This is a genomic window from Pontibacter ramchanderi (genome assembly GCF_002846395.1).
Lineage (GTDB): Bacteria > Bacteroidota > Bacteroidia > Cytophagales > Hymenobacteraceae > Pontibacter > Pontibacter ramchanderi.
This window is the reverse complement of record NZ_PJMU01000002.1, coordinates 391,397-418,004: the sequence shown is the minus strand read 5'-3', so window position 1 is coordinate 418,004 and position 26,608 is coordinate 391,397. Positions and strand designations below refer to the sequence as shown.

Below are 26,608 nucleotides of genomic sequence, written 5' to 3'. Positions count from 1 at the left end.
ACAGGTTCCGGAGGTGGGTCAATGCCCGGCAACGGGGGCAGCAGGAGCTATTTTCTTTTGCTGTTCGTTGAGCCACAGCAAACCAGGATTGTAGGCCATGTCGTGCACCCCTTCAAACAGTACCAGCCGCACGTTAGCCGACTCCCGCATAAATACCACCTTGGGGTCTTTCACCCCGAAATACTTGTCGCGGGTGGTGGCGCCTTCCATTCCTTCGGGCAGTGCCTGCTCTTTCAGGATGTAGTCTATTTCCTGCTGCGCGATCGTGTCGGCGGGGCTGGCCAGTATGTTGTAGGCCCGGATGGAGTGGTCAGGCGGCACGAGCACATCCACGGTGCCGTGGGCCAGGAAAATAGGGACCTCTTTGGCGTTGTGGATGTAAGTGCTCGGGCTGCGGCGCTTGGCCTCTTCGGCGGCCGGTGTGCCCGGTATAGGTTCTCCGCCGCAGGCAGCCACAATATGCCGGTTGTAATCGCGGTGCGGGTAATTCTGGCTGAAGGCATACCAGTCCACCAGGTCGAACACCGGCACCCAGGCCACAACACCGGCCCAGATCTCGGGGTGGCGGCCTGCAGCCACCAGAGCCGTCATAGCACCGCCCGATGAGCCCAGGATGTAAATGCGCGACTCGTCTATTTCGGCGTTTGCTTTGGCATAGTTCACGGCATCCACCAGGTCCTGTATGGCGAGGTCGGAGGCCATGGCTTCGGGTTTATCAAATTTGCCGCGGTAGTTGGGGTGAATGAAAGCCCAGTCGTACTCCTTGCTCCAGAGGGCGTAGGGGATGCTCACTTCCTGCAAATACTCACTGCTCCAGCTGTGCAGCATCACGAGCAAAGGGCGTGGCCCGGTAGTGTTGGAGGTATAGAAAAGTGCGGGTTGCTGGGTGCCGTCTAAAGTGGATTTGATCCTGATCTCCTGAATCTCGGGCACCTGCTCTTTCCATTTGGTGATGCTTTCGTCGGCGAACTTAGAGGGGTACTTTTTGGAAGTGGTGTACTCATCCATGCGGGCCACGTCTTTCTCCATGCGTTCTTTGCGGCAGGAGGAGAGCAGCGACAGGACAAGCCCGAGGTATAGGAAGAGGTTGATCGGTTTTTTCATAGTCAAAAACAGTGCGAACAAGTTGCAAGCTACAGTGTATGCGTGATACTACAACTGCTGTGCAGTGGAAAATGTTGTGAGCAAAGCCAAAGCACAAAACAACTGGCCAGCAAATTTCTTTGCCATACGTTGAACTACGCCGCTTGCGCTAAATTATGGGTGCTACGTCCAAACAAGCTATACCTATACCTGTCTTGAGTCATAGCGGTTTAAGGGCATCAGGAATACATAGAAAATGAAGCTGACGAGCAAAAACTCCTGCACTTCCCACATTTTTCCGTCGTTTATGAGCATCAGGCAGCAAAAGAGCAGCAGGTAAAGCAGTGCTTGCATAAATGTTGGCAACGGGAAGCTGATCTTATCGACCAGGTGCCGGAACCACTGCCAGCGCCGGTAAAGCACCGGAAAGGCCAGAAAATAAACGAACACGGCCAGGTATAGCAGCTTGCCAAAGATGAGCTTGTTCAGGTTCACCCCGTTGAGGTGAATGTTGTGCAAGTTAAACTCACTTTGATGGTTGATCTTTTCCAGCTTTTCAGGCACCCCTAAACCCAGAATGCGCTGCCCCCAGGAAATCTCCTCGCCAAAGCCAAAAAAGAACACGGCCGCTGCCAGGTAATAAAACGCCACTGCCCATTTGCTTTCCATTTTTCGCGCTTTTATGTAGCAGAAAACAGAAGTGGCCAGCAGAAAAAAAGACGTGAAGTACTCGATATATCCGTCTTCGGTGGTATAGCTGTAGAAGAGGCTTATGTCCTGGGCATAAAACGCAATCGCGGCCAGCACATGCAGCGCGGTAAAGGTATAGAGCCCCGTAGCCAGCAGCGTGGTTTTGCTTGAAGCCATAGAGCCAAGTCTGCCCCCGGGAGCAGGGAAGAACAAACCGGCCGTTTTTAATCTTTTGATCGGATTCATGGTTTAGGCTTCAGGCGTAGGTATAGGCGTAGCGTTGGAGGCCCTTGATGATTGATTTTACGGATACAAAACCAGAACGGTGCCCATCTTATCGCTTCCAAGTCCACTATTTTCCTGCTAACTTGCCGTTTAGCCACCGACTTGCCGTATAGCTACAGACTATTCTGCATGTTCATCCGTTTTCGGAGCAACGCAATTATGAAATCCATCCTCAAAAACTACCGCCATCGTCTGCTTAACCTGAGCGCCGGCAACAGAGCCCTGTTGCTGTTGCGGCTTTCGCGCGAGCTGCACCTGGATGTGAACGAGCTGGATTTCATCAACAACAAACCTGCATTCCACACCCTGGAGAAAGTGATCGGTGGCAAGACTGCCGTGCTGGCTCCTTTTGCCGACAGTCGCTATGCCCCGGTCACGCCCGTTAGCCAGCGGCTGCGCTACATCCGGCGCAAAGCCGACATGATTCTGGAGGAACGCGGAAGTCGGGAGTTGTACCTGGGCTGGCCCTTTGTGCATGGCCAGTTCTCGGATGGCACCACCGTACGCTGCCCCTTACTGTTTTTCCCGGTGCAGCTGCAGGTGAACGGCAAGCAGGAGTGGGAGCTTCTACCTGACACTTCGCAACCGGCGCAGTTCAACCAGAGTTTTGTGCTGGCCTACGCGCACTACATGGGCACGCCGCTGGCCGAACCCCTGCTGGAGCTTGACCTGAGCACCTTGCCCACACACCCGCTGGAGTTTCGCACACAGGTATATGAGCTCCTGAAAGAGAACCAACTGACGATACACGCGGGCCGCGAGTTTTTCACGGACAAGCTCAAGCCTTTCCGCGATTTCCGTAAAGCCGACTACGAGGCTGACCTCAAACCCGGTCAGCTATACCTGGAGCAGGAAGCCGTGCTGGGGCTATACCCGCAGGCCGCTTCGTTTTTGCTAAACGACTACGACGAACTACTGCAACGCGACGGCTTGGAGGAGATGGAGGACCTGTTTACTGGCCCGGACGCAGGTATAAGCCAGGCCGCCACGCAGGCGCAACAAACCTTTACCGCCTTTGCTATGGATGCCTCACAGGAGGCGGCACTGCAGCAGGTGAAGCAGGGGCGTTCGCTCGTGGTGCAGGGCCCTCCGGGTACGGGCAAGTCACAACTCATCTGTAACCTGGTGTCAGACTTCACGGCGCGCGGCAAGCGGGTGCTCGTGGTGAGCCAGAAACGCGCCGCCCTCGACGTGGTGCACCAGCGCCTATCGTCCGCCGGGCTCGGCCCGTTCGCCGCCCTGGTGCACGACATAAACGCCGACCGCAAAAGCATTTACCAGCAACTGCTCCTGCAGATTGACCAGGTCGAGGAATACAAGAAGCAAAACCACGCCCTCAACAGCATTTTCACCGACCGCACGTTTCTGGAGGTGAGCCGCGGCATCAACCAAAGCCTCCAAAAGCTCGAGCGTTTCCGCACTGCCCTGTTCGACAGCAGCCGGTGTGGTTGGTCGCCTAAAGAGCTATACCTGCGCAGCAGCCTGCAGCAGCCCCATGTGCGTCTGTCGGAGGTATTCAAGCAATTCACCGCCGACACAGTTACGGACTTTCTGCCCCGCCTGCGTGCTTGTCTGCAACAGGGCATCGCGTTGGAGCAGCCGGACTTTGCCTGGAAGGAGCGGCACAGCATGCGGGGTTTCGGCTGGCCGCAGCGGCAGGAAATGGAGCGCACCATCGAGGCGCTGCCCGAGCAGTACCGCGCCATGCAGCAGGGCATCAGCCAACTGAGCGGCTCCGATTTTGAGTTGAGCAGCCTGGACCGTTTCCGTGCGGCTTACGACACCCTGGATGAGCTGCAGCATCTGCTCGAGCTGGAAGGCGTAGCCGGCGTTATACAACCGCTGCTGCGCAAACAAGCCAAGGCATCGGAGTTGAAGAAACTGGTGCGCCAGCTCAAAGGGCTATACCTGGTGTGCCCCGCTCCGGACGCCGCTATACCTGTGGAGCAACTGACGCTGGTAAAATCAGCGATTACGGTTTTTGAGGCAAAGCAGAAGGATTTTTTGAAAGGACTGGGCTGGTATTTCTCTCAGGATAAGAAAGTGCTGCAACAGGCACTGGATAAGTACAAGCTTGACCTGAGCCCCGGCGGCGTGGGTGAACTGCAGCGGCGCCTCGAGCTGCGCGAGCAGGCGCAGGAATTGATCAAAGCCATCAACAAAAGCATCAGCTATACCTTGCGCCTTGAAGACAACCCGACTCCGATGCTGCAAAAACTGGAGGTGGTGGAACAGGCCCTGGCAGCGCACCAACTGCTCAAACAACTGCACCGCGATCGGGTGCTGCATGAAAAGATGTGGCTGGAAGCAAATCTATCCGGCCACCTGCAGGCACTGGCCCAGGCGCTGCAGGTGTTTGAGCAGCGCTATGGCGAGTGGGAACAATGGCTCCCAAAAACGCACATCGAAAAATTAACAGAACAGGAGAGTTACAGCGACTTGCTACTGAAGAGCCTCCGTCAAAATTTCGAGCAACTGGTGGCGTACGACGAGCTCCGCAGCACCCTTACCGTGGCGGAACAGGAAATCTGCCGGCAGGTGCTGCGCGAAGGTATAGCCGACGCGCAAGTCGGCGAGGAGCTTTTTCTGAACAGTCTATACTTGGCCTGGCTGCACGAACTCGAAAGCCAATGGCCCGAACTGCGCATGCCCGACAGCGGAGAGCTGGACCGTTTAGAAACCGACCTACAAAACCTGCTACAACAAAAGCAGGACCTGAGCCAGGAGATTGTACTGTCGCGGCTGCGGGAGCAGACTTACCGGAACATGGAGTACAACCGGCTCGGCAATGCCGTGACCTATCGCCGGCTGCATGCGCAGGTGAGCAAGAAGCGCAGCCTATACCCCATCCGAAAACTCTTTGAACTGTTCGGTGATGAAATCCTGAACCTGACGCCATGCTGGCTGGCTTCTCCGGAAACGGTGTCGGCGGTTTTTCCGCTGGAGCGCTGCTTCGATCTGGTGATTTTCGACGAGGCCAGCCAGTGCTTCGCTGAGACGGGTATACCGGCCATGCTGCGCGGGCGCCAGGTGGTGGTGGCCGGCGACGAACAGCAGCTTCGCCCTTCGGACCTGTACCGTTCCCGCTGGGGTGGCAACGGCGACGAGGAAGCTGAGGAGCTGACCGCCGAGTCGCTGCTGCAACTCTGTGGGCTATACCTGCCGCAGACCATGCTCACGCAGCACTACCGCAGCCGCTTTCCGGAACTGATTGATTTCTCGAACCGCCATTTCTACCGCAACCGTTTGGAGCTTATACCTGAGTTGCAGGACGTGAACGCCCGGCAGCCCGCCATCCAATTTGTGAAAGTGCAGGGCCTATGGCAGCAGAACAGCAACCTCCCCGAAGCCGAAAAGGTAGTGGAGCATGTATGGCAACTCGTGCAGAGCGGAGTAGAAGATGTGGGCGTCATCACGTTCAACTACAACCAGCAGATGCTGGTACAGGACCTGCTGGAGGAAAAAGCCCAGGTGCAAGGTATAGCCTTGCCGCCGACTGTCACGGTGAAGAACATCGAGAACATGCAGGGAGATGAGAAGGAGGTGGTGATCTTATCGGTGGGCTATGCACCGGATGCGAAAGGCAAGATGGTAATGCAGTTCGGCAGCCTGAATCAGGCTGGTGGCGAGAATCGCCTGAACGTGGCCATTACCCGCGCCCGGCAGCTGGTGATGGTGGTGAGCAGCATCCGGAGCGAACAATTGCAAGTGGATAATGCCCAGCATGCCGGTCCCAAACTGCTGCGCGATTACCTGCACTACGCCCAGCAAGTCAGTCGCCGTTATTTCAAGTACGAGCCGCAGGTACTGCCTATGCCCGCACACGTACCCTTGCTGAAAGAGCGGCTCGCCCAGGCTATACCTGCCCTGCAAGCCGCCGTGCCTTTCGCCGACCTCACCCTGATGGAAGAGGGGAACTACAACAGCGTAGTGCTCACTGATGACGACCTGTACTACAACAACCTCTCTGTCCGTCACGCCCACGCCGACATTCCGGTACTGCTCCGTCAACGCAACTGGCCCTTCCAGAAGGTATACAGCCGGCAGTACTGGGACAATAAAGAGGCGCTGGTGAAAAAGTTAAAGAGGGTAGAAGAGATTAAGAGTTGAGGAGTTAAGAAGTTTAAGAATTTCGGAGTTTGAGAGTTGAGGAGTTTGGAAATAGTAGCGACGTTACACCGTAACGTCGTATCATTTGCGTACACCTTTTGTGAGCGATTTTTTTGGCCATCAGTCGTTAATAAACGAAACGAAAATAAGCTCCCTGCAACTGCCGCGGGTTTCCTGTTCTGCGCACATGACATACGGGGATGTGGACATGCCCAACAGTGGGGGGAGGAGCCCTCAATAAAACTTTCGGATTGCAAATCCGAAAGAGCGGTAAGGAAAAGCTCCTAGAGAAATTTAAACTATGACCGATTCGGGAGAATGGTCCAGATCTCTCATTTCATTCGAGATGACAGTTTCCCATTCTGTTCTTTCTGACTCATTTTTTTCGGATTTGCAATCCGAAAGTATTGCAAAAGCGGATTTGTAATCCGCGAGCCAAAGGCTCAAACTACCTGTATAACGGCACTCTTATTTGAGTTAGCGGCAATCACAGCACAAACTTTTGTAATCGTGCAAAATTCAATCAACAATCAACAATCAGCAATCAACAATTTAACCACCCCCGAGTAAATGCTCATCAAACTTTTCACCCTGTATGTATACCTGCAAACGGCTTTGTGCGGCTGCGGACCCGACCTGCGCAACAGCGACTTTGAGCGGCTACGGAAGGAGTACAAGGTGAAAGTGGAGCGCATCGGACGCCTGGATGCCCGCATCCGGGAGAGCTCCGGACTGGCCCATGCCACCGACAGCACCTTCTGGACACACCCGGATGGCGGCCAGCCTGCTGAGCTATACCTGTTTAACCTGAAAGGCGAACTGCTGCAAACGGTGCCCTTGCCTATACCCAACCGGGACTGGGAAGAACTAGCTCAGGACAACCAAGGCAACCTTTACATCGGCGACTTCGGCAACAATGCCAACACCCGCCGCGACCTGCGCGTTCTCAAGGTACAGGAGGAAGGTAGGACCGTGCAGGATACTATACGCTTCCTCTTCGCGGACCAGCAGGAATTTCCACCTCCCGCGTCCGCCAAACACTTCGACCTGGAGGCGTTCTTTTACCGTGCTGACAGCCTGCACCTGTTTACCAAAAGCCGTGCACGCAAGGGCCTCACCCGCCGCTATACCTTGCCTGCCGCAGCCGGTTCCTATACCTTGCAGCCCCAGGAGCAATTGCGCGTGAGCTCCGCTATCACAGCCGCCGACAGCGCTCCCAACAGAAAAGACTTCGCCTTGCTCGGGTATGGGCGGCTATACCTGTTTGAACCCGAAAACGAGCAGGTGCAGTTTGCCGGCAAGCGCTACTGTCTGCCACTGGCCCGAACAGGTCAGGCGGAGGCGCTGCTATACCTGTCGCCAACAGAACTGCTCATCAGCAACGAAAGTGGAAAGCTATACCTGGTGCGTTTTGAGTTGAAGCGGTAGTCGGTATTTACCTATCTCTGGTGTGGGAAGTTTGATGTATTGCTGTTGAATGTGACGGCCTCCGGGTTGTACACGTATAGCTAGCATACCCCATAACTGAAAAACGATGCAACAAACGATATTGGTGACTGGTGCTACAGGTACTGTAGGCCGCGAGATCATAAAACAACTTTCCATGCAGGATGTCAATGTCCGGGCGGGCGTACACTCGCTCATCAAAGGCGAAAACCTGAAAAGACTGCCTGGTGTGGAGATCGTGGAGATCGATTTCAATGACCCAGACTCGCTGCATGCCGCCTTCACAAACATAGACCGCCTTATGCTTATTACACCGCTCTCGGAACATCAACTGGAGATGGCCCGCAATCTGGTATCAGAAGCCGTGAAGCAAGAAGTTAAATATATTGTAAGACTGTCGGCGCTGGGGGCGGGGGCGGAGCCTGGTATACAATTGGGGCGTTGGCACCGGGAAATGGAAAGGTATGTAGAGGAGAGCGGCATCCCTTTTACCATCCTGCGGCCTGCGGGGTTTATGCAGAACCTGGTGACTTTCAGCGCTGAATCCATTAAGCAGGAAGGGAAGTTCTATATGCCGGTAGGAGAGGGCAAGGTCAGCTACATCGACACCCGCGACATTGCGTCTGTGGCGGTAGAGGTGCTGCTGTCGGGCGAGCACTCAGGGAAGGTATACGAACTGACCGGGCCGGAGGCACTTTCGCACCAGGAAATAGCCGAGGTGCTGGGCAATGCAACAGGCAAGCAAATAGACTTTGTGGATGTGCCGGAAGAGGCAGCTCGCCAGGCCATGCTCACCCATCACACACCCGCACCAATAGCCGATGCTCTTCTGGAGCTGTATGCAGTGTACAAAACCGGAAAGTCTTCCCTTGTAACAGATTCTGTAAAGGAAATAACAGGTCGTGCTCCCCATAACTTCCGGCAGTTCGCCAGCGACTATAGCGGGTGCTTTTAAAGTGTCAGGTATGGATGCACAAAAAAGGCCTTCCCTAACATAGGGAAGGCCTTTCTATTTTACATCATTTCAAATTAGTCCAGGTCACGGTAGCGGTCGCTTCTTCTTGTCTCAAAGCTGCTGTCATCATCGTAGTTGGAGCGTCCGCGCTGCGAGTAGTCCTGGCCGCCCATGCCACTGCGATAGTTTTCGCGGGAAGATGAGCCTTGGTTATCGCTGTAGTAAGAGGTGTTGCTGTCCATAGAGCCATAGCGGCTCTGGTCGCCTCCTCGTCCGCCCTGGCCATAGCCACCTTCACGGTAACCGCTTTGGCCATAGCCGCTCATGCCGCCGCTTCTTTCAGATCCGCCGTAGCCGCCGCTACTCATAGAGCCGTAGCCACCCTGCAATCTGCCGCCCATCGAGCCGTAACCGCCCTGAGAGGAAGAACCGTAACCACCACGACTGCTCATCGAGCCATAGTCGCTTTGTGAAGATGAACCGTAGCCTCCCTGCGAGCCCTGACGCGAAGATCCGCCGTAGCTGCTTTGCGAGCCGTAGTTATCATCATAAGAGCTTCCGCCGCGGTTGCGGTCCTGAGAAGAGCGGTACTCGTCGTTATATGAGCCGCCGCGTGAGCCGTAGCCACCCTGCGAACCATAGCCGCCCTGCATAGAGCTCTGCGAGCTGTAGCCTCTCTGTGAGCCATAGTCGTCGCGGTCGTACTCGCTCATACCTCTGGATGAACCATAACCCATGGAGCCGTAACGGTCACGATCGCCGTAGTTGCCTTGTGAAGACGAACCGTAGTTGCCTGAGCCGCCGCGGCTGCTCATAGAGCCGTAATCGCCCTGTGATGAAGAGCTGTAGCCGCTGCTGTCGCCGTAGCCACGCTGCATGCCCTGCGATGAACCGTAGCCACCTTGTGAGCCACGCTGGCCGTAGTCGCCCTGTCCGTAGCTCTGCTGATAGCTGCCCTGGCTGCCATAGCCGCCGTGCATATTTGATCTGGACGAGCCTGAACCTGTCATGCTTGAACCGTAGCCTTCCTGGCCACTTCTGCTGCTGCCGCCATAGCCACCCTGAGACGAACCACCATAGTTGCCCTGGTTACTGCTGCGGTAGCTGCCGCCTTGCTCGTATCCGCCGCGGCCACTGCTGTAGCTGCCATAGCCGCCCTGGTTAGAGCCGCTGCCCTGCATACCGAAAGAGCCCTGTGAGCCACCGTAGCTTTGGCCACCCATGTTGTCGCCTTCTCTGTCCTGGTAGCCGCCCTGCATACCACCTCTCGAGGCACCGTAGTCCTGATCCTGGTAGCGGGTGCGGTTGCCTTCCATGCCACCTTGGTTGCCATAGTTATAGCCACCCTGCGAGCCGCCATAGTTGCCCTGCGATGAAGAGCTGTAGCCGCTGCTGTCGCCGTAACCGCGCTGCATGCTGCCACCCTGCTGCGAAGAGCCGTAATCGCCCTGATAGCCATAGCCACCCTGGCCACCGTAGTTGCTGTTCTGTGAGCCATATCCATAGCCGCCTTGTGAGCCGTAGCCCTGCTGGCTGTCACCGTAGTTCTGGCCACCTTGCTGCTGGTTGCCATAGCCCTGCTGAGAGCCGCTCTGGCTGCCGTAGTTCTGGTCGCTGCTGCCCATCGAGCTGCCGCTCATAGAACTGCTGCTGGTAGACTCTATGCCCTTGCCGGACTTAGAAGAAGATGAGGAAGATTTTGCTGTTTTGGAATCGGAAGTTTTGGCAGTGGTTTTAGAGCCTGCTTTTGCTTTTATACCTGTCGACTTCGTGTCAGAAGAAGTCGTTTTGCTGCTGCTCTTTGATGCAGGACTAGAGCTGGAAGAGGAAGAACCCATGCTAGAGCTTCCCTGGTTCATGGAGTCCATGCCAGATCCGCTTGAACTGGATCCGCTTTGGTTGGAAGTGCCCGAAGACATGCCGCTCGACATGCTGCCAGACTGGCTGGACGACTGATTTTTTTCGTTTTCTTTCATAGTTCTGATCTCCTCAGTTTATAGTTATAGATTAAAAGGTATAGTAAAGGATCAATTTCCTGGGGCATCGCCACTGCGCAGCACAAAATGGCAAAGCAGTGGTAAGGCCTTGTTCAGGGCACACCAAAAAATGGTCATTATACCGATTTAGTTAGTGTAACTGAACGTTTTAGCTATACGGACCTTACGTAGGAGGGTTATGAGACAGGTATAGGGCGGGAGGGCCCGTGAGACAACCCGAAACACTTGCGTGCAGGTGCACCAAGAAGTTGAGAAAAGAAAGCTATGTTTCTGATTTAGATGACCTTTTTCTGATGGAAGAGGTCACATTATATTTTTAGGAATTTGGTTATTTATAAGAACTTATTTTTTACCTTTGCTTCTATTATTAACAATTATTTATCATGCAAACAGGTAAAGTAAAATTCTTCAACGTGTCTAAGGGCTTCGGATTCATCGTGGCTGACGACACAAACCAAGACATCTTCGTTCATCAGACAGGTCTTGTTCACGAAATCCGTGAGAACGACCGTGTTTCTTTCGAAGTGAAAGATGGCAAAAAAGGATTGAATGCAATTAACGTAGAGCGTATCTAAGTTAACGAACATATAGCCCTTTAGGCAGGGCATTCATCTATTTTGACCCGCTCAGTTCTCTGAGCGGGTTTTTTATTTTCTTCCGTTCTCGGCTTCTTTTTCCTCGTTGCGCTCCTCGCCTTTTTCCAGCCCTTCCTGTATCAGTTCATTCGCCTCTTCGTGATCTTCGGCATCGGCTTTGGGAGGCTGCTGCTCGTTTTGGAGCTTCGGCTCATAGTTCAGCGTGATCAGGATCGGGAAGTGGTCGGACCCGAACTTGGGCAGACGCTCCATGTGCACCAGCCGGAACGAAGGATCGTAAAAAACGTGATCGAGGGGGTAGCGGAAGAGCGGTATGTAGGCATTGTAGGTGTTGTAGAAGCCACGGCCGACGCGTGGGTCCAGCATACCGCTTATCTGCTTGAACAGCTTGGTGGTGCTGGACCAGGCCACATCGTTCAGGTCGCCGGCCACAATGGAAGGATGCGGTGATTTCTTGACAGCCTTGGCCGCGATCAGGAGTTCCGCCTCACGGGTTTCAGTGTTCTGCAAGAGGCGCGGAGGCTGCGGGTGCACGGTGTACAAATCAAACAAAAGTCCGCTTGGCAGTTCTACAGTCGTAAAAAACGAGGGAATGTCATCTTCTACCATAAAGCGTATCTCGCTGTCGAGCAGCTTGAACTTGCTGTAGAGCAGCATGCCGTAGGTGTTCTCCAGCGGCTTTTCGATGGCGTATGGGAAACGCTTGCTCAGCTCAGGTTGCAGGTGTTGGTGCCAGGCGCTGTCGGGTTCGTTGATAAGCACAATGTCAGGGTCGGCACGCAGAACGAGCTGTAGGAATTTCTCATACTTTTTGTTGGTCATGCGCACGTTCGAGATCATCAGCGTGATACAGTTGGCCGGTTTCGCTACTTCTGTGCGCAGGGCTTCGACCGGTGCGACCGGTGTGAAGAAGTACACATAACGCATTTCGTTCGCAATTGCTAGCACCCACAGCACGAGCATGGCGATCTCTGCTGCATCGCCTGCAAAACCGAACAACGCTACATAGGCCACCAGCACGCCCGTTAGCAGTATAGCCACATGCAAGCGCGGAAAGTCGAGTACCCTGATCCACCATAAAGGGGATTTGATGAGCGGTAGAAATGAAAATAGCGTCAGAACGAATCCGGCTATCTGGAGGGTGAGCTTCATATTGTTGCAAGCAAACAGGTATAGGACAGTAAGATATACTGCATACTTTCAACACTAATTTTTTGTTGTAAGCGCCTGCGGTTTCTTGTCAGGATCTAAAGCGTTCGGCATAAAGTATAGCGTATGCAGGTATATAAAAAAAATGGCCGAAGCTATGAATAAGCCCCGGCCGTTTTCTAAAGAATCTGTTATGTGCTACTTGCCTGCTTCCTCTACACGCACGCCCACTGCCAGAACGTTGGGAAGCGGATCGCGGCGCATGTACTGCGTCAGCTGCAGGCGGTACGTGCCCGCCTGTGGAAGAGCGACGTCCTTCAGCACCAGCGACTGTATATCGTAAATGTCGCTAGAGCCCTTTCCTTCTGGCTTTCCTGTTTTTGCATCCATCAAATGGATTTCGTGCAGCGCCGACGATACCTGGCTGCTATCTGGTGCCGTGAGGCGATGCTGCAGGTACAGGTTATAGTAGTCGTATGCCAAGGAGTAGCGCACATTGAAGTACACGTTATACCGCTTGGTAGTATCCGTAATGGCAAACTCAAATACAGGCGCATTGTCTACTGTCCAGTTCTTGTCGGGCAGCTCTATGTTTTGCTCATATACCCGCGATGGGTCGCAGGCCGACAGTAGCAAGGTGCCCGCTACTGCCAGCGTCAGCATCAGGTTACGCATCAGACGAAGGTGTTTTAGGTTGGTTTGGTTTTGGTCCACGGTTCGGTCTACGTGACTTCTGACGCCGCTGCTGCGGTGCGCCATCGCCTTGCGGCGGTTGCTCAGTTGGTTTGCCCTCGCCACGTGGTAGGCGTGGAGCCTCACCTTCGCGGGCTGGTCTGGCTTCGCCGCGCGCGGCTCTTTCCTCGTTGCGTGGTCCACGTTCTTCCTGGTTCTCACGGCCTTCGCGGTTACCCCGATTGCGCGGTGGGCGCTGCTTTTTAGGGCGTTGCGCCTGTTCAGCTCCCTGCGCCTCCGGGCTGGCTCCCCCCACACTTGCTTTGGCTGGCATACCTTGCTCAGGTGATTTGCCATCGCGCGGTCCACGGTTGCGGCCCCGATTGTCACGTTGCCCACGACCCTCACGCGGCTCACGCTGTTCTCTGCCCTCACGCTGGTCTCTTGGCTCACGTGGTTCTCTCGGTTCACGTTGCTCCCTGCCTTCGCGTGGTTCGCGCTGCTTCTGCTCGTTGCGTTGGCTGCGCGGTTCGCGTGCTTCGCCTTGCTGACGACCGTCCTGCTTTTGCTCGGCTCCTTCGGGAGCACCTGATTTTTTCTTCTTTTTCTTCTTTTTCTTACTCTTGAACTTGTCGTCGAGTCGCTCGAGGCTACCCTCCACTTGCGCCACAAATTCGTTCTGCTTCGGCTCGTTCACAGGTTCCTCTACCAGCGTTTCAGGCACAATGCCCTGGCTGTTCATTTTCAGGATTTCGTGCACTCGCTCCACTGGCACGGGGTACCAGTTGTTGTCGCCACGGTAGCCGAACCACATCATCTTTTTAAAGATGTCGGTTTTCTGCAGCATGGCATCACCCTGCTTGGTTTGCAACGGCCGCGACACGGTTGGTATATCCTTGAGCGCCTCCATGTAGGTTTCGAGCTCGTAGTTGAGGCAGCACTTCAGGCGCCCGCACTGGCCCGACAGCTTGCTCGGGTTGAGTGACAGGTTCTGGTAACGGGCCGCCGTGGTAGATACGCTCTTGAAATCGGTGAGCCAGGTAGAGCAGCACAGTTCGCGGCCGCAGGAACCTATACCTCCCAATCGGCCGGCCTCGTGGCGCAGGCTGATCTGACGCATCTCGATGCGCACCTTAAACTCCTCGGCCAGTTTCTTGATCAGGTCGCGGAAGTCGACGCGGTCGTCGGCAGAATAATAGAAGGTGGCTTTGGAGCGGTCTGCCTGAAACTCTACATCAGACAGCTTCATTTTGAGGCCCGTCTGTTGGATGATCTCACGGGAGCGGTACATAGTGGCCGCCTCCTGCTCCTGCACCTCACGCAGCTTTTCCAGATCGCGCTCGTTGGCGATGCGGTAAATGGTGCGGATCTCCTCGTTGTTGTCTACCTTTTTCTTGAGCATCTGCAGGCGCACCAGTTCGCCTTTCAGCGACACGGTGCCGATGTGATGCCCATTGGGCACGTCTACTACCACCGGGTCGCCGGTGGTCAGGTCGAGTCTGTTTATGTTGCGGAAGAAGTCTTTGCGCCCTCCCTTGAATCTTATTTCTACGATGTCGAACTCCTCAAACGCGGTTGGTATTTCCATATCGCTGAGCCAGTCGAACACGTTTAAACGATTGCAGCCTCCTGTGCTACAGCCGCCGTTGCTTTTGCAGCCTCCCGGTTTATCGCCGGTGCTGCATCCGCCACTAGAACATGAACTACATCCCACTGTTTATATCTCCTATATAGCCGTGAGGCTTCTTGTTTTCTTATTGTCTGAATTAACAAATATACTAATTTTTTGAGCTTATGCTCAAATACCGGCTTTCGTGCCTGCGGTCTTTAACAGTCCGACGCATAAATTAGTGCTTTTACGGGAGTTTTAAACAGTGTGTGCCAAAGCTATTTAGCAAAATGCAATCCAGCAGGTATGGCCGTGAAGGGATTATCCCCTAATTTTAGAGAATGCTTCGGAAACTCCTGTCACATGCTGCGATCTATGGCTTGTCTGCTCAGATACCCCGCCTGGCGGGTGTGCTGGCCCTGCCCCTTATCACGCAGCACCTGACACCGGAAGATTACGGCGTGGCCGGTGTGGTGACAGCCTACTACAGTGCTCTGGTTATGCTGCAGTCGCTGGGTTTTACCGTGGTGATGGAAAACAGCTTTGCCCGGCATCCCCGCCGTTTCCAGTGGATCTGGCGCCAGCTTTATGGTTTCCTGACGAGCTGGTCGCTTGTGTATGGCCTGCTCTGTATGGGGATCATATACCTGGCGGTTCCTGCCGATGCACACGAGAATCGACTGCTCATTTCGCTGCTGGTTTGCACCCCTACGCTCTTTTTTGTCGTCACTGATCTGTTTGGGGGCTTTTACTGCCTGCACACACAGCGACCTGTGCCCATTGCGGTCCGATCGTTCCTGATGGGCGGAACAAACGTCCTGCTGACCATTTATTTCATTGCTGAGCTCAAGTTAGGGTATATGGGCTGGTTCTATGCCAGCACAATTTCGGCGGCGGTAGGCACTGTGGTGAGCGTTTATGTTGTGGCGACATGGAAACTCTGGCCCATCTTCAACTTTAAATGGTACCGCATCCGGCAGAGTCTCCGTGTTTCGCTCCCGGCAGTGCCCCATGGTTTCTCTTTTTTTATGCTCGATACCTCGGATCGCCTGGTGCTGGATGTGCTTGGTATACCTGTCGGGCGGATCGGTCTCTATAACGTGGCGTCGAACTTCGGTATGTATTTTTCGTCGGCCAGTCTTGCCGTGGTGCAGGCGGCCTCACCACTCTACATGAAACTCTATGCCCAGACAAAAAGCATGGAAGCCGCCCTGCAGGCCCGTAGAATGACCTTCGTGCTGCAGATTCTCTTTTTCGCCGGCACTTTTGTGGCCAGCCTCTGGATGAAGGAAATTTTTGATCTGCTTATCCGGAACAAAGAGCTGCAGCAGGCTTACCCACTGGCCATCATTATTCTGATGGGGTATAACTTCAGGCCGATGTTCATGGCGGTAACGAACCTGCTCACGTTTCATGAAAAAACAAATCAGCTCTGGCGCATTTCCACCGTAGCAGGTATAGGCAACATCCTCCTCAACCTGATTCTGATACCGCTCTATGGCTTTCAAATGGCTGCCTATACCACTTTTGCCGCGCTGATCTACATGGGCTATGCAGGCTTTCTGCTGCGGAGCTATCAAGAACTGACCCTGGTGCGCTACTATGCTATCTGGTGGTTGCTGGCCACTGTTACGCTGCTGGTGGTGGCATACCAGCTGCGTGAAGTATCGGTTTGGCAGAAAACCCTGATTTCGCTGGTGAGCCTGAGCGCAGGTATAGCGGCCTTCTGGAAAAACAGAAAGCCAGCCTAAGACGCGATGCTTTGGCTGGCCTTCTGCTGAAGTGGTCTCCATTTTATGGTTTCAGTACTACCTTCAGGCAGTTGTCTTCTTTTTTGTTGAAGATGTCGTACATGCGGGAAGCCTCTGCCAACGGCACGGTATGGGTAATGATGTCGTCGAGCTTCACTTTGCCTTCCTGCACCAGCGAAATGAGGTGGTCGATGTAGCGGTGCACCCAGGCCTGGCCGCCTCGCAGAGTCAACCCCTTGTCGAACCATTTGTAGAGCGGGAAGTTGTCGTAAGGCGAGCCGTAAACCCCTACTACAGTCACAGTACCCGAACGTCGTACGGCGTCCATGCATTTCTCGAGCACTTTCATCGTGCCTTTCTCCATCTGCACCACATTCAAGGCCTTTTCGAGCATCGTGCGGTCGGCTTCCATACCTACAGCATCCACGCACACATCAGCGCCGTAGCCGCCGGTCATATCCCGAATCACCTGCACGGCATCTACTTCAGACGCGTTAATCACTTCGGCGTTTGCAGTGGTGCGGGCTTTTTCGAGGCGGTAAGGCTGTATGTCTATACCTATCACGCGTTTGGCGCCCTGCAGCCAGGCCGATTTCATGGCCATGATACCCACGGGACCGCAACCCCACACGGCCACTGTCTCGCCGCCTTTAAGCTGCGCCCAGTCAATGGAGGCCCAGCCGGTCGGGAAGATATCGGTCAGGAAAAGTACCTGCTCGTCGGTAAGGTTATCGGGCACTTTGCGTGGGCCATAATCGGCGTAAGGCACGCGTACGTACTCCGCCTGCCCGCCGTTATAGCCGCCGTATATGTCTGTGTAGCCAAACAGGGCCGCGCCTGCGCCTTTTGCCATCACGATCTCTCCTTCAGGGCCATAGTGATCGGGGTTGGAGTTCTCGCAGTGCGTGGGGAGCTGCATGTTGCAAAAGTGGCAGGTACCGCAGGAAATAGGGAATGGCACCACCACGCGGTCGCCCTTCTTCAGGTTTTTCACACCGGCGCCTACTTCCTCCACAATGCCCATAAACTCGTGTCCCATCACCATGTCGCGGGCCTGGGGCACCATGCCGTTGTAAATGTGCAGGTCGGAGCCGCAAATGGCCGTAGAGGTCACCCGGAGAATACAGTCGCGCGCATCTTCTATTCTGGGGTCATCGATCGTCTCCACCTGTATGTCTTTCATTTTGTGGAATACTGCTGCTTTCATAGTTTATTTTTTAGGTTTTCGTATTAGCTTCTGTAAGCTTTTGTATTTTTCAGTACTTCAGTTTAACGGCAAGCAAGGAAAGCGGGTTATTTCGGGAATCGTGTAATTGATCCTGGCGTTGCCGGTGCTTCATTTTTGTGTTTCAAATTCATACGGCATGCAAACTCAGGCATCTTATACTTTTTCATTTTTGCGCGAGCACGATGTTCCTGCTATTTACGACACCTTTGTGGCGGCTTTTGCCGATTACATCATCCCGATTAAAGTGAGCAGAGAGGAGTTTGCCATGAAGTTTAAGCGAGAAGGTGTAGTGCCCAGTTTTTGTGCTGGAGCATATTATGGCGGGCAGTTGGTGGGTTTTATACTGACAGGGCTGGGAGAGTGGCAAGGTATACCTACCGCCTACAATGCGGGTACGGGTGTGTTGCCGGAGCATAGGGGGCAACAGCTAACCAAACGGCTCTATACTTTTCTGATACCCAAGCTGCGCGAGAGTGGGGTGGAGCAATGCCTGCTGGAGGTGATCGACGGGAACGTGGCCGCAGTCAAGGTATACCGCTCGCTCGGCTTTTCAACAACCCGCACCCTCGACTGTTACCGGAGCCCGGTGGGGGAATTGCTGCTTTCAGGTAAAGAAGCAGAGCTATCTTTGGGTATCCGTGAGGCTGCCAAACCCAATTGGAAAGCCTGCCGTGCTTTCTGCGACATAAGGCCGAGCTGGCAGAACACAGATGCCGCTTTCAAAAGAAACCCTGATCAGAAACTGGTACTGGAAGCTTACGCAGAAGAGCTTTTGGTCGGCTATGTGGCGCTCTTTCCGCGCACGGGCGCTGTGGCCCAACTGGGCGTGCACCCAGACTACCGTAACCAAGGTATAGCCACGGCTTTGCTGGGCGAAGCCGTGAGGCAAAGCAAGGCGCGAGCCCTTCTACTGCTTAACGTCGATCAGTCGAACACCACGGTGGCCACTTTCCTGGAGCGGATCCACCTCAAGCGCTTTCTGGCGCAGCACGAAATGCTTCTGCCTTTGCTCTAGGTATGGCGTTCCTCTTTAATCTGCCTAATTTGCAGCCGATTTTTATTTACCGGAGCTAAGTAGCTCTCTCAAACTGGATGATATGAACACTGCTTGGTTTTACCTGATATTGGCAGGTATATGCGAAATAGGCTGGGCCTTTGGGCTCAAGTACAGCGAAGGCTTCACAAAACCCCTGGTGAGTGTCGTGACGGTTATTGTGATGATCCTGAGCTTTGTGCTGTTGTCGCAGGCCATGAAAACGCTGCCGCTGGGCACTGCCTACGCCATCTGGACAGGTATAGGAGCAGCCGGGACCGCTATACTGGGTATGTTTTTCCTGAACGAGCCCAAAGACCTGATGCGGATCTTGTGCCTGCTGATGATCGTGGCAGGCGTGGTCGGTTTGAAATTTTTTGCCGAAAGCAACTAGCGGCTCAAGCGGTACACATCGGCCTGCTCCTTGGAGAGTAGGTATAGTAGGTTGTTGCTGATCAGCGCGGAGAGGTATGTTTTATCAGATGGTAGCGGGAGGGAGCGTTCCTGCAGCTTGTACAGGTCAAAAAAGTGCAGGACATTGTTCTTCACAAAGTATAGCTCGTTCCCTCCAAAAGCAATATAAGATACGCCTGTAAAGGGCAGCTTCTTTTTGTAATTGCCCAGGTTGTCGAATACGTACACCCCGCTGTTGTAATCCAGCAGGTATACCATGTTCTGGTACTCCCGGATAAAGCGCACATCAAAACGGGCCTTGTCCAGGATGAGGTTGAGCGGTGTTTCGATGATGGGTTTCTGGTAGCGGAGGTCCAGTTTGCTGAGCGTAAAGTCGGATTCGTTGAAGAGCCAGAAGCTATCGTCGGAGGTGAGGGTAGCGGCTTGCACGTTGCCCATGTAGCCCAGGTCCGTCAGTCGCGTATTGGCGATGGGGCGCATAAAGCGGTCGAGTAAGGTAAGTTCCTGGCGGTCTTCGTAGAAAAGAAACACCTTCATCGGGTTCCAGGCTTCCACTGCCGAGATGCGTCCGCGGCTGGGTGGAGAAAATGTGTTGACAGGCTTTCCGGTTGTATCGAGTACAAACAGGTTCTGGCTTGGGTCCATCAGGTATACGTTGCCGTTCCGGGCAACAGAAACCGCAGCAGGAGAGGAGATAGGCAAGCTATGGTTGTAGGTAAGCGTAACCGACGAGTCAGGTTGCTGCGCGGCGGCAGGTAAAGCCAGCAGAGTCAGCAACAGGTATAGGGCCGTGCTCAGGTATAGCTTACTGCTCAAAATATTCGAGTTTAAGGTCTTTGCCATCGTATACGCCGTAAGAGCAAAAATTGACCCATTCTCCGAGGTTTACATACCTGCTGTCGCCATTGATGGGCATGTCGAGTGGCAGGTGGCGATGTCCGAACACATAGAAATCGTGATGCTGCTCGTTTTCCACTTCTTTGCAGTATTGCACCAGCCATTCCTCTTCCCCGAAAAACTTCTCGTCGTCTTTTGTATTGCTGATGCGGCTCTTGCGCGACCACATATTGGCGATGCCTATACCTGCGTTAGGGTGCAGCCAGCCAAACAGCCATTGACAGGCCTTGTTGTTAAACACCTTTTTGAGCACTTTGTAGGTATGGTCGCCCGGGCCAAGGCCGTCGCCGTGCCCGATGTAGAATTTGTGCCCACCGAAATTGGTGGAGATAGGCTCCCGGATGATGGGAATCTGGAGTTCTTCCGGAAAGTAGTCGAACATCCACATGTCGTGGTTCCCCGTGAAAAAAAGCACCGGTATACCTGCGTCGGTCAGTTCGGCCAGCTTGCCCTGCAGTCGGATGAATCCCTTGGGTATGGCATGCCGGTACTCGAACCAGAAATCGAATATGTCGCCCAGCAGCAGAATAGCCGCCGCGTCGTGCTTTACGCTGTCGAGCCAGCGCACGATCTTTTTCTCACGGGCACGGCTGCTCTCGGCGTCGGGCACACCCAGGTGAAAGTCAGAGGCGAAATACACTTTCTGGCCGGGAGCCAGCTGGTCAATGCGGAAGGTCATCTATCAGGAAAAGTACGAGCTGTTTTGGGCCGTGAGCGCCCATTACCAATGTTTTTTCAATATCGGCCGTGCGGCTCGGGCCACTCACCAGCGATACCATGGAGGGGAAGTTCTCCTTATACTTGTCGCGCACCCGCTGCAGACCGTCTTTGATGTCGGGCACCAACTGGCTTGCTTTGGCCACCACCATGTGCGTCTCCGGGTAAATGCTCAGGCGTCTGCCGCCGGCATTGCCCGAACTCACCAGAATGCTGCCCGTGCGCGTGATCAATGCTTCGCAAGTGGTGAGGCTGGCCTGGGCCTTGGGAATGAATTCTTCTTCCGTGGAAGTAAAGTCTATACCTGCCTGGTAAAGGATGTTTTGCAGGTTCGGCTCCCAAACATGGAGGTATTCGATCTGCTGCTCCCGTTTCAGATTGAATAGCTGGTCAAAAAAATCCTCCTCGTCTTCGCAGTATACAAACAGGCCGCTGTTGGCGATAAAAGCCTGCGCAAAGGCAATGGATTGATCTTCAGCCAGTGGTAAATGAATCGGGGAGCTGAAGTCGGGGGTGGGAGGCAGAAAAGGCGCTGACTTAGCCAGCGCCTCTCTAACTCTTCTCAATACAATTTCTTTCGATTTTGCTTCGTACATGCCTGGTGTTATCAAGCTGTTCTGGTATTAATGGTATCGTTCGGATCGGCCGGCGCATCATTTTGAATTGGCGTGCTGGGCACACTGCCCTGTCCATTCTGTTCGGGATGCCTTGTTTGACCGATTTCGATCGGATGCTGCTCCTGCTCCACCTCGCTTTTGGTTTTGCTGCGGTCTGTACCGGCTGTGTGTGCCTGGTAAGTCGTCAGGGCATCAAAAGGACGTTTGCCTACCAAGCGCTCCAGGTCGCTCTGGAACAGAATCTCTTTCTGCAGAAGCTCCTGTGCCACAATTTCCAACTCTCTGGCCTTATCAGTCAGCAAAGCTTTGGTGCGTTCGTAAGCAGCACTGATGAGGGTGCGAACTTCCTCGTCTATTGTTTCGGCCGTTGCTTCAGAATACGGTTTGTTAAAGGCCATATCCGTCTGCTTCGAATCATAGAACGATACGTTGCCAATTTTCGGGTTCATGCCATACATCGTCACGATGCTGTAGGCCATTTTGGTGATGCGCTCCAAGTCACTCAAAGCGCCTGTAGAGATCTTGCCAAACACCAGCTCTTCGGCGGCACGTCCGCCCAGGGCCATGCACATTTCGTCGATCAGCTGCTCGGTGGTGTACAGGAACTGCTCTTTCGGCAGATACTGCGCATAGCCCAGTGCAGCCACCCCACGTGGAACAATACTCACTTTCACCAAGGGGTCGGCGTGCTCCAGGAACCAGCCCGCAATGGCATGACCGGCTTCGTGGTAGGCTACAATTTTCTTCTCCTCAGGAGAGATGATCTTGTTCTTTTTCTCCAAACCACCGATCACACGGTCAACGGCGTCGTTGAAATCCTGCTGATCCACTGCCTTCTTGTTACGGCGGGCGGCGATCAGGGCAGCTTCGTTACACACGTTGGCAATCTCGGCACCGGCAAAACCTGGGGTTTGTGCAGCCAGCTTACGGGCATCCACATCCGGCGCCAGCGTCAGCGGCTTCAGGTGCACCGAGAAGATCTCGGTACGGCCATTGATGTCTGGTTTGTCGATGCTGATCTGGCGGTCGAAACGGCCCGGACGAAGCAGGGCAGAGTCCAGCGTATCAGGGCGGTTGGTCGCTGCCAGAATGATCACACCGGAGTCCGTGGCAAAACCGTCCATTTCTACCAGCAGGGAGTTCAGGGTGTTCTCACGTTCGTCGTTACCGCCTGGCGTTGCGCCACGGCTACGGTGACGGCCAATGGCGTCAATCTCGTCGATGAAGATGATACAAGGCGCCTTGGCTTTGGCCTGCTTAAACAGGTCACGCACACGGGCTGCGCCCACACCAACGAACATCTCCACGAAGTCAGAACCTGATAGCGAGAAGAACGGCACGTCGGCTTCACCGGCAACTGCTTTCGCAAGCAAGGTCTTACCGGTACCCGGAGGGCCTACCAGCAGGGCGCCTTTCGGGATCTTACCGCCCAGGATCGTGAATTTGCTTGGGTTCTTGAGGAACTCTACAATCTCCTGAATTTCTTCTTTCGCCTCTTCCAAGCCGGCAACGTCCTTGAACGTGATTTTTACCTTGTTCTCGGCATCGAACAGGGCAGCCTTAGACTTACCGATGTTGAAGATCTGGCCACCCGCGCCACCCGCTGTTACGCGGCGCATCAGGAACCAGAAACCAAACAGCAGCAGGATCAGGAAGCCCCACTGGAAGAAGAAATCAGCGAAACCGGTGCGTGTCTCAATGGTGTAAGGCACCCGGTTCTCGCGCGGGATATTCTCCTGCAGCTTTTCGTAATCTTCTTTAAAAGACTCTGCCGTGATGATGGTGAAATGGTAGTGCGGACCCGGGTCAGATGAGCCGAGTGTGCTGCGGCCGGATAGCTCGCGGCTATACTTCTCGTTCTGCAGGGCATCGTCTTTCAGGTATACCTCCACTACTTTGCCGTTCACGATGGTCAGCTTTTTGACATCGTTGCTCACCAGCATCTCTTCAAAGCGCTGTTGAGTGGTTTCTACAGAGGCGCTGCTCTTGTTCAGCCAAGTGAGTCCGAAAATAAGAAGGATGAGTACCGCCAGCATCCACAGCTGCATTGTTGGCCGTGGGGGCGTAGGAGGTATCATCGGCTTTTTCTTTTTGCTATTCCCTTTATTATTTTTTTCAGCCATGAATATGTTGTTTCAGGATAAATGAAATACAGAGAGCCGCCTCGTTTTGTTTTAGGGCGTTTCTGTTAAGTTTAGGCATCTTCAATGCGACGGATGCCCGCGTCGCCCCACAACTCTTCCAGCGCGTAAAACTCGCGTTTGTCTTTCAAAAATACATGCGCTACCACATCCACGTAGTCAAGCAGCACCCACTCTTTGTTGGTGCGGCCTTCGCTTTGCCAGGGGTTCTGGCGGGTGGCTTTGAATATCTCTTCTTCGATAGACGACGCAATCGCGTCCAGCTGTGAATCGGATGATGCAGATGCGATCACAAAGTAATCAGATACGGCATTTTTAAGTGATTTCAGGTTAAGAACGACAATATCATGCGCTTTCTTTTCCTGCATGCCTTTTACTACAAGCTCTGCCAATATGTCTGAATTGGCCTCAGCCTTGGTTTCTTTCATTTGTACTACTTAAATTTGATTTACAAAAGTACTAAATTCTGTTTAATCTATGGTGCCTAATACGCTCTTTATGGGCCAGCAGCTGTTTTTTCTGCCGGTTTGTGAGTCTACCAACTCAGAGGCCCAGCAGCTACTCCTCAAAAATGAAGCCACAGAGGGGTGTGTGGTCCTTACCGACGAGCAAACGCACGGACGCGGTCAGCGGGGTAATTCCTGGGAGGCCGCTCCCGGCAAAAACATCACGCTTTCTGTAATTCTGTCACCTGTTTTTCTGGCTGTCAGGCACCAGTTTTACCTCAACATGGCGGTTTCGCTGGCGGTGCTCGACCTGTTGCGCGAGCAGGGACTGGGGCAGGCGCGCGTTAAGTGGCCCAACGACCTTTATTTCGAGGACAGGAAGCTTGGCGGGATTCTGATAGAAAACACAGTTACCAGTCAATTCATACAACACAGTATCGTGGGGATTGGTTTAAACGTCAACCAGCTTCACTTCGGAATCAGCACGGCCACTTCGCTGGCAGCTGAGGTAGGTACGCAACTCGACGTGAAAAGATTGGTGAACCGCTTGCTCGAACTCCTCGAAAAACGCTACCTGGAGTTGCGGAGCGGCAAAATCGATAAACTGAAGTACGAGTACCTGCAGGCGCTGTTCCGCTACCAGGAAGAGCATGGCTACCAGATTGGTCCGGAGCAGGTTCAGGGGCGTATTATGGGAGTGGACGAGGACGGTCGGCTGGCCCTGGAGGTGGCCGGTGAATTGCGTTATTTCGGTTTCAAGGAAATCGCCTACCTTATCTGAAGCTAAACTTTTTGATGGCTATGATCTGCTGCGGCTCCGGTTCGGCGGGCTCAAGCGGCATTTTAAGCGAAACGTTCATGGTGCTGGCGCCATAGCCCGAGCTTAACCTGGGTGCCTGTATGTGATGGTCAGCTAGCTTAACCGGAAAGTCTGTTACAAGTTGCCACGTATTTCCTTTCTGCACGAGAGTGCCTGAAATGGTTCTTTTTTGTGCAACGCCGTGAATGGTCAGAATGCCCGCAGCAGTTACTTTGGCCTCTCCTTTAGCTGAAACTGGTCCTTTTTCGGTGATTCTGCCTACAAAAGTTGCCTTTTGGAAACGACTGCTCTGCATGTACTTGTCGTTGAAGCGCTCGTGCATGAGCGAGTTAAGGAATTGGAAGGAATTAATGGGGACATCGAATCGGAATTTGCCCGTCTCCAGGTCTATCAGTCCGTTGGCAGCCTCGGAGGTGCCTTTGATCAGGCTAAGCGGTGCACCGGCTTCAAATACGATGGTGCCGATGCCTTTATAAGTGCCTGTCTGGGCTTGCGCCAGTGGAGTTAGCCAGTAAAGGCTGCATACAATTAGGACTAGCTTTTTCATACTTGCCTCGCCTTCTCATCGGTTAAGCTTTCCTTCTGTTTATTTAACTAATTTGAGCGGAGATGGTTAAGCGTGTTCACTAAAAATAACCAGTTACTTGACAAAATTTCGCCATCTCACTTCTTTGCCTTTTTTCTATTTTGTATTTACCCTTTCAGGTATAGGCACAATGCCTGTGCTTTCTCCTGAATTGTGGTATCTGAAATTATTTTTTTCGGAACACGCCACCCTAGTTTCTTCTTGGCTTTGCGAAAGGAATAGTCCAATGCTTTGCTTCTTTTAGGTGTAACGGTGTGTTAGAGGCCGAGTTGCACATTTTGTATAGAAGGCGCTATTGTTCAATCAGATTCTTTTAATTGTCCACAAATGGGGTTTGTGCTTGTTTTGGGTTTATATAAAGCGGTTGTATGTCAAATCGCCACGCAGCAGAGAAGAGTTCGCGGGAAGTATAGTATAGAATGATATTAATATTTAGATCGATATGTAGTATAGGCATGCTTTAACCTGAGTCCAATTTAGGGCGTCGTAACATGAGGTGTGCAGGCGATTTTTTAACTGGGAGCGGTGCAACCCTAGGCGCAGGTATAGGGTCATGGTGGTGCGAAGGGCGTTGAAAGGCATGGTTCTTGATGATGTCTTAGCAAGACCAAAACAGTAAGAAAAACAGGTATAGCTATTTCTATAGTATCCTGTATTTTTAATTAGATTTTTTCTATTTACTATATTTTGGTATATCTTTGACATCCTGCCAGCAAGTGGCCGGGACCTTTAGAAAAGCGAGGTGTGATATATGAGAACTTTTACAAAAATGATATTAGTGGCTGCCTTTGCGGTTTCGCATTTGGCGGCATATAGTGTAATGGCCGATGGCCGCCTGAAAGAAGCCGGCGTGCTGCCTGTGAACACAGGCGGGAACTCAGCCTGGAAAGCCGTGCCTGAAAAGAAAGCCGAAGCGAATGTGCGTGCCGAGAACGGCAGAACTGCCGCATGGGCCAAGAATTACTCCGTCAACAAAAGCAAAAGCCTGTACCTGACAGAGACAGCTTATGCCGGCTCTTCGCAGTTTGTGATCAATTCGTACATGGCCTTTATGCCGGTAGAACGCCAGACGCCTTCCATCAATGCTTATCCGAACCCTTCGCGTGGCATCACCCGCGTGTCGCTCTCGCAGGTAGGCATGGCCGAAAACTACAAGCTGAAAATTTCGAACACGATCGGTAAAGTGATGGAGACCCACGAGTTACCGGTTACGCACTCCAACGTGTTCATTCTGGATATGACAGGCTACCCGGCCGGCGTGTATTTTTATAGTCTGCTCGTGAACGATAAGACCGTGGAAACGAAGCGCTTGATCCTTCAGAAATAATAGGGGGCTATACCCCTTACAAGAGCGAAAGCCAGTTGA

General features: G+C 53.4%; 23 protein-coding genes. 10 read left to right on the top strand and 13 right to left on the bottom strand.

Annotated features, from left to right (window positions below; genetic code table 11):
- Positions 1-18 precede the first annotated feature (18 nt).
- Together BD749_RS08615 and BD749_RS08610 are read right to left on the bottom strand one after the other, a co-directional pair.
- Positions 19-1,104 (bottom strand): alpha/beta hydrolase family protein, encoded by a 1,086-nt coding sequence (locus BD749_RS08615; protein ID WP_101443990.1) that lies wholly within the window; start codon positions 1,102-1,104, stop codon positions 19-21.
- Positions 1,105-1,287: 183 nt separating this feature from the next.
- Positions 1,288-2,019 (bottom strand): hypothetical protein, encoded by a 732-nt coding sequence (locus tag BD749_RS08610; protein WP_101443989.1) that lies wholly within the window; start codon positions 2,017-2,019, stop codon positions 1,288-1,290.
- 198 nt (positions 2,020-2,217) lie between these two features.
- Between BD749_RS08610 and BD749_RS08605 the strand changes: the two genes are divergently transcribed.
- The 3 genes from BD749_RS08605 to BD749_RS08595 all read left to right on the top strand — a co-directional run bounded on the left by BD749_RS08605 (position 2,218) and on the right by BD749_RS08595 (position 8,569).
- Complete coding sequence (locus tag BD749_RS08605; RefSeq protein ID WP_180336355.1) at positions 2,218-6,168, top strand: AAA domain-containing protein; 3,951 nt, start codon at positions 2,218-2,220, stop codon at positions 6,166-6,168.
- A 570-nt stretch (positions 6,169-6,738) separates the two neighbouring features.
- Positions 6,739-7,596: a hypothetical protein gene (locus BD749_RS08600; protein ID WP_101443987.1), complete on the top strand. Its 858-nt coding sequence runs from the start codon at positions 6,739-6,741 to the stop codon at positions 7,594-7,596.
- A gap of 106 nt (positions 7,597-7,702) precedes the next feature.
- Entirely contained in the window at positions 7,703-8,569 is an 867-nt protein-coding gene (locus BD749_RS08595) for an SDR family oxidoreductase (RefSeq protein ID WP_180336354.1), read from the top strand.
- A 74-nt stretch (positions 8,570-8,643) separates the two neighbouring features.
- Here BD749_RS08595 and BD749_RS08590 read toward each other — a convergent pair whose 3' ends face one another.
- Complete coding sequence (locus BD749_RS08590) at positions 8,644-10,209, bottom strand: hypothetical protein (protein ID WP_245868946.1); 1,566 nt, start codon at positions 10,207-10,209, stop codon at positions 8,644-8,646.
- Positions 10,210-10,237: 28 nt separating this feature from the next.
- On the opposite strand from BD749_RS08590, the gene BD749_RS08585 reads away from it, so the two are divergent.
- A complete protein-coding gene (locus BD749_RS08585) occupies positions 10,238-10,525 on the top strand; it encodes a hypothetical protein (RefSeq protein ID WP_143741244.1) in 288 nt (95 codons plus the stop codon).
- Positions 10,526-10,949: 424 nt separating this feature from the next.
- Positions 10,950-11,141, top strand: a complete 192-nt coding sequence (locus tag BD749_RS08580; RefSeq protein ID WP_076669406.1) for a cold-shock protein — start codon at positions 10,950-10,952, stop codon at positions 11,139-11,141.
- Between the two features lie 72 nt (positions 11,142-11,213).
- Here BD749_RS08580 and BD749_RS08575 read toward each other — a convergent pair whose 3' ends face one another.
- The 3 genes from BD749_RS08575 to ricT all read right to left on the bottom strand — a co-directional run bounded on the left by BD749_RS08575 (position 11,214) and on the right by ricT (position 14,571).
- Positions 11,214-12,314 carry an endonuclease/exonuclease/phosphatase family protein gene (locus tag BD749_RS08575; RefSeq protein WP_101443985.1) on the bottom strand — a complete coding sequence of 367 codons (1,101 nt, stop codon included), beginning with the start codon at positions 12,312-12,314 and terminating at the stop codon, positions 11,214-11,216.
- A gap of 195 nt (positions 12,315-12,509) precedes the next feature.
- Complete coding sequence (locus BD749_RS08570) at positions 12,510-12,986, bottom strand: gliding motility lipoprotein GldH (protein WP_101443984.1); 477 nt, start codon at positions 12,984-12,986, stop codon at positions 12,510-12,512.
- Positions 12,979-14,571: a regulatory iron-sulfur-containing complex subunit RicT gene (ricT, locus tag BD749_RS08565; RefSeq protein ID WP_245868943.1), complete on the bottom strand. Its 1,593-nt coding sequence runs from the start codon at positions 14,569-14,571 to the stop codon at positions 12,979-12,981. Before ricT ends, BD749_RS08570 begins: the two co-directional genes overlap by 8 nt.
- A 362-nt stretch (positions 14,572-14,933) precedes the next feature.
- Between ricT and BD749_RS08560 the strand changes: the two genes are divergently transcribed.
- Positions 14,934-16,343 carry a lipopolysaccharide biosynthesis protein gene (locus tag BD749_RS08560; RefSeq protein WP_101443982.1) on the top strand — a complete coding sequence of 470 codons (1,410 nt, stop codon included), beginning with the start codon at positions 14,934-14,936 and terminating at the stop codon, positions 16,341-16,343.
- Positions 16,344-16,386: 43 nt separating this feature from the next.
- Here BD749_RS08560 and BD749_RS08555 read toward each other — a convergent pair whose 3' ends face one another.
- Positions 16,387-17,550 (bottom strand): zinc-dependent alcohol dehydrogenase, encoded by a 1,164-nt coding sequence (locus BD749_RS08555; RefSeq protein WP_101443981.1) that lies wholly within the window; start codon positions 17,548-17,550, stop codon positions 16,387-16,389.
- A 190-nt stretch (positions 17,551-17,740) separates the two neighbouring features.
- Between BD749_RS08555 and BD749_RS08550 the strand changes: the two genes are divergently transcribed.
- Both BD749_RS08550 and BD749_RS08545 read left to right on the top strand, forming a co-directional pair.
- A complete protein-coding gene (locus tag BD749_RS08550; RefSeq protein ID WP_245868941.1) occupies positions 17,741-18,586 on the top strand; it encodes a GNAT family N-acetyltransferase in 846 nt (281 codons plus the stop codon).
- Positions 18,587-18,668: 82 nt separating this feature from the next.
- The gene (locus BD749_RS08545; protein ID WP_101443979.1) at positions 18,669-18,998 is read left to right on the top strand and encodes a DMT family transporter; all 330 of its coding nucleotides are present in this window, start codon (positions 18,669-18,671) and stop codon (positions 18,996-18,998) included.
- Here BD749_RS08545 and BD749_RS08540 read toward each other — a convergent pair.
- The 5 genes from BD749_RS08540 to rsfS all read right to left on the bottom strand — a co-directional run bounded on the left by BD749_RS08540 (position 18,995) and on the right by rsfS (position 23,818).
- Complete coding sequence (locus tag BD749_RS08540) at positions 18,995-19,861, bottom strand: hypothetical protein (protein ID WP_245868939.1); 867 nt, start codon at positions 19,859-19,861, stop codon at positions 18,995-18,997. The genes BD749_RS08545 and BD749_RS08540 overlap by 4 nt on opposite strands.
- Positions 19,824-20,594 (bottom strand): UDP-2,3-diacylglucosamine diphosphatase, encoded by a 771-nt coding sequence (locus BD749_RS08535; protein WP_101443977.1) that lies wholly within the window; start codon positions 20,592-20,594, stop codon positions 19,824-19,826. Before BD749_RS08535 ends, BD749_RS08540 begins: the two co-directional genes overlap by 38 nt.
- On the bottom strand, positions 20,578-21,228 hold the full coding sequence (locus BD749_RS08530) for a LutC/YkgG family protein (protein WP_101443976.1): 651 nt from the start codon (positions 21,226-21,228) through the stop codon (positions 20,578-20,580). Before BD749_RS08530 ends, BD749_RS08535 begins: the two co-directional genes overlap by 17 nt.
- 11 nt (positions 21,229-21,239) lie before the next feature.
- The gene (ftsH, locus tag BD749_RS08525; RefSeq protein WP_101443975.1) at positions 21,240-23,372 is read right to left on the bottom strand and encodes an ATP-dependent zinc metalloprotease FtsH; all 2,133 of its coding nucleotides are present in this window, start codon (positions 23,370-23,372) and stop codon (positions 21,240-21,242) included.
- A gap of 71 nt (positions 23,373-23,443) precedes the next feature.
- The gene (rsfS, locus tag BD749_RS08520; protein WP_101443974.1) at positions 23,444-23,818 is read right to left on the bottom strand and encodes a ribosome silencing factor; all 375 of its coding nucleotides are present in this window, start codon (positions 23,816-23,818) and stop codon (positions 23,444-23,446) included.
- Positions 23,819-23,867: 49 nt separating this feature from the next.
- Between rsfS and BD749_RS08515 the strand changes: the two genes are divergently transcribed.
- On the top strand, positions 23,868-24,617 hold the full coding sequence (locus tag BD749_RS08515) for a biotin--[acetyl-CoA-carboxylase] ligase (protein ID WP_101443973.1): 750 nt from the start codon (positions 23,868-23,870) through the stop codon (positions 24,615-24,617).
- Here the strand turns inward: BD749_RS08515 and BD749_RS08510 are convergent.
- Positions 24,610-25,203, bottom strand: a complete 594-nt coding sequence (locus BD749_RS08510; RefSeq protein WP_101443972.1) for a YceI family protein — start codon at positions 25,201-25,203, stop codon at positions 24,610-24,612. The genes BD749_RS08515 and BD749_RS08510 overlap by 8 nt on opposite strands.
- 790 nt (positions 25,204-25,993) lie before the next feature.
- Here BD749_RS08510 and BD749_RS08505 point away from each other — a divergent pair.
- Positions 25,994-26,569, top strand: coding sequence for a T9SS type A sorting domain-containing protein (locus BD749_RS08505; protein WP_101443971.1), 576 nt, complete (start codon positions 25,994-25,996; stop codon positions 26,567-26,569).
- Positions 26,570-26,608 lie beyond the last annotated feature (39 nt).